Here is a 2,530-nt window from a genome sequence, read left to right as displayed (position 1 = left end):
GCGCGCATTGAATATTGACCAGGCGCTTAGTTGCTGAGCATACAAGTTTGTTTCAGGTTTGTCGATCAATTATGTGTGCATTGTTTTCTCCATTTGTTGAACTCAATTTAGCCACTTAAGCACTAAAACTCCTGCCCAGAGACTTCACCAGGTTCTGCTGATATCTCAGTCTCAGGCTTGTTTAATTCCCGGCTTCTTTCTCTTGATTTAATCCGCATTTTTGCTGTGGCACTGCTATGTTTGAAACGATAGGAATCATTACCTGTTTCAATAATATGGCAATGGTGTGTCAGTCGGTCCAGTAACGCAGTCGTCAGTTTTGCATCGCCAAAGACGTTGCTCCACTCAGAGAATGTCAGGTTGGTCGTGATGACGACGCTGGTTCGTTCGTAGAGTTTAGACAGTAAATGGAACAGTAACGCACCACCCACCTGTGAGAATGGCAGGTAACCTAACTCATCTAAGATCACCAAATCCATCTGCATAAGGCTTAGGGCCATGCGTCCTTGTTTGCCTGCTGCCTTTTCTAATTCCAAGGCATTCACCAGTTCAATCGTTGAGAAGAAGCGCACTCGCTTTCCATGTTGCGTAATACCGGAGACCGCCAGTGCTGTTGCCAGATGGCTTTTACCTGTGCCAGTGCCACCAATCAGCACCACGTTGTGCGCAGCCTCTGTGAAGGCTAACGTGGCCAACTGTTCGATCAGCTTTTGGTCTACTTTGGATTGGCTAAAATCGAAATCAGCTAGGTGGCGATGAATCGGAAATTTGGCAACGTGCAACTGATAACGGATCGAACGCATCGCTCGATCCGTCGATTCCGCTTCTAACAAGTGTTGAATGAGCCATTCCGATGTACTCACGGACGCGGTACTCTGTGCTGTTAAATCGGTATAGGCAGTTGCCATTCCATATAACTTGAGTGATTTAAGTTCACTGATGATGTTAAACATGCTGATTCTCCTGATGTAAGCTGTCGTAGCGACTTGCATCGGCTACCGGCTCTTCGATTAATTGCAAGCTTGTGGCGACGGGGTCAGGACGATCGCCCTGACTTAATCGCACCAATACGTTAGTGATGTGTTCAACACTGGTTGCACCGGACTCCAGCACTAGTTCTACTGCCACAATGACGGTATCAAGGCCATGGTGCGGGATAGCCGCTAACACTTGAGCCATGACGCGATCACCACCGGCACGGCGTAGCAAGGTGGTTTGCAATTTGATTAAAGGCGCCGGCATCAATGCAAAGGGTGCACCGTTTCGTAAGACACCGGGCTTTCTTTCTGCCAGAAGGATGTAATGCTGCCAGTCATAGCTGGTCTGATCACGTCCAAATAGTCGTAGATGACATGCAACCCTCTCATTCTCAGCGTAGACGGCAATCTGTTCTGAATACAGATGAACACTGACCATGTGATTGGCCAAATAGCACGGTACTGAATAACGATTACGGTGGACATGAACTAAGCAAGTAGAAGAAACCCGTGCTACGAGTTCGACATAGCCATCAAAGGGTGTTGGCATCGGCATGAGTTGGGCTTGCTCATGTTCCAGCACGTCGGCGACGGTCAACTCAGGGTAATCCGGATGGCGGCATTCACTCCAGAGTAACTTGCAGCGTACAGCCAGCCATGCATTGAGTTCCGCAAAGCTGCCGAAGCGTTCCTGTCTGGCGTCGTTCCAGATACGACGGCGACTATCCTGGACGTTCTTCTCAACAATACCTTTCTCCCAGCCAGACGCCACATTGCAGAAGTCGGGGTCAAACAAGTAATGGGCTGTCATTGCAAAGAAGCGTGCATTGACGATACGACCTTTGCCTTTCATGACTTTATCGACAGCGGTCTTCATGTTGTCATAGATACCGCGCCGTGCAATTCCACCCATGGCAGTAAAGGCGCGAGTATGGGCATCGAAGAGCATTTCGTGGCTTTGCGTCGGATAAGCCACCAGCCAAAAGGCACGGCTGGCGCACAGCTTAGTGTGTGCTACAAGGATTTTGCGATGAATGCCACCAATGACAAGCAGCTCCTCACTCCAGTCAAACTGGAATGCTTCGCCGAGTTGAAACTTCAGTGGAACGAAGGCAGATTTACCAGTGACTTTGGCAGCTTGGTCACGCCAGGCATAAATGTAACGGTTGACACCCGAGTAGCTACCGGTGAACCCTGCTTGCTGGAGTTCCTTAAATAGCATAAGCGCAGTACGACGTTCTTTTTTAGGTCGATGGCTGTCGGTTTGTAGTGCTAACTGAATGAGGGATGCAAAGGGAGCTATTTTACTGACAGTCGGAGGCCGGGCATACTTCGGCTCAGTCCCTTCGGCTTCTTTAAGCCACTTCTTGATGGTATTGCGCGACAGGCTGGTTCGTCGCTGAATTTCGCTAATGGATAGCCGTTCTCGGTAGAATAGCCGCCTGACCTTAGAGTACATTCCCATGGTAATCACCTTGAATTCCCTCGCAGTCAAAACTGCAAGGATAGGTTAATTTACCTGGTCAATATTCAGTGCGTATAACTGCGTTTAT

The 2,530-nt window shown here is 49.0% G+C and carries 2 protein-coding genes; both read right to left on the bottom strand.

Annotated elements, in window-relative coordinates; all coding sequences use genetic code 11:
- Positions 1 to 122: 122 nt before the first annotated feature.
- Positions 123 to 953 (bottom strand): IS21-like element helper ATPase IstB, encoded by an 831-nt coding sequence (gene istB, locus AAKU64_RS22305; protein ID WP_322118259.1) that lies wholly within the window; start codon positions 951 to 953, stop codon positions 123 to 125.
- The gene (gene istA, locus AAKU64_RS22300; RefSeq protein ID WP_322118258.1) at positions 946 to 2,442 is read right to left on the bottom strand and encodes an IS21 family transposase; all 1,497 of its coding nucleotides are present in this window, start codon (positions 2,440 to 2,442) and stop codon (positions 946 to 948) included. Before istA ends, istB begins: the two co-directional genes overlap by 8 nt.
- Positions 2,443 to 2,530 lie beyond the last annotated feature (88 nt).

Origin of the sequence: Undibacterium sp. GrIS 1.8, from assembly GCF_040544445.1 — a bacterium.
Classification (GTDB): Bacteria; Pseudomonadota; Gammaproteobacteria; order Burkholderiales; family Burkholderiaceae_D; genus Undibacterium.
The sequence above is the reverse complement of the archived record's forward strand: the minus strand, read 5'-3'. Positions and strand labels throughout refer to the sequence as shown.

Excerpts from the sequence above, each read along its gene's own strand:
- istB (WP_322118259.1), bottom strand. The coding sequence starts at position 953 with ATGTTTAACATCATCAGTGAACTTAAATCACTCAAGTTATATGGAATG.
- istA (WP_322118258.1), bottom strand. The coding sequence starts at position 2,442 with ATGGGAATGTACTCTAAGGTCAGGCGGCTATTCTACCGAGAACGGCTA.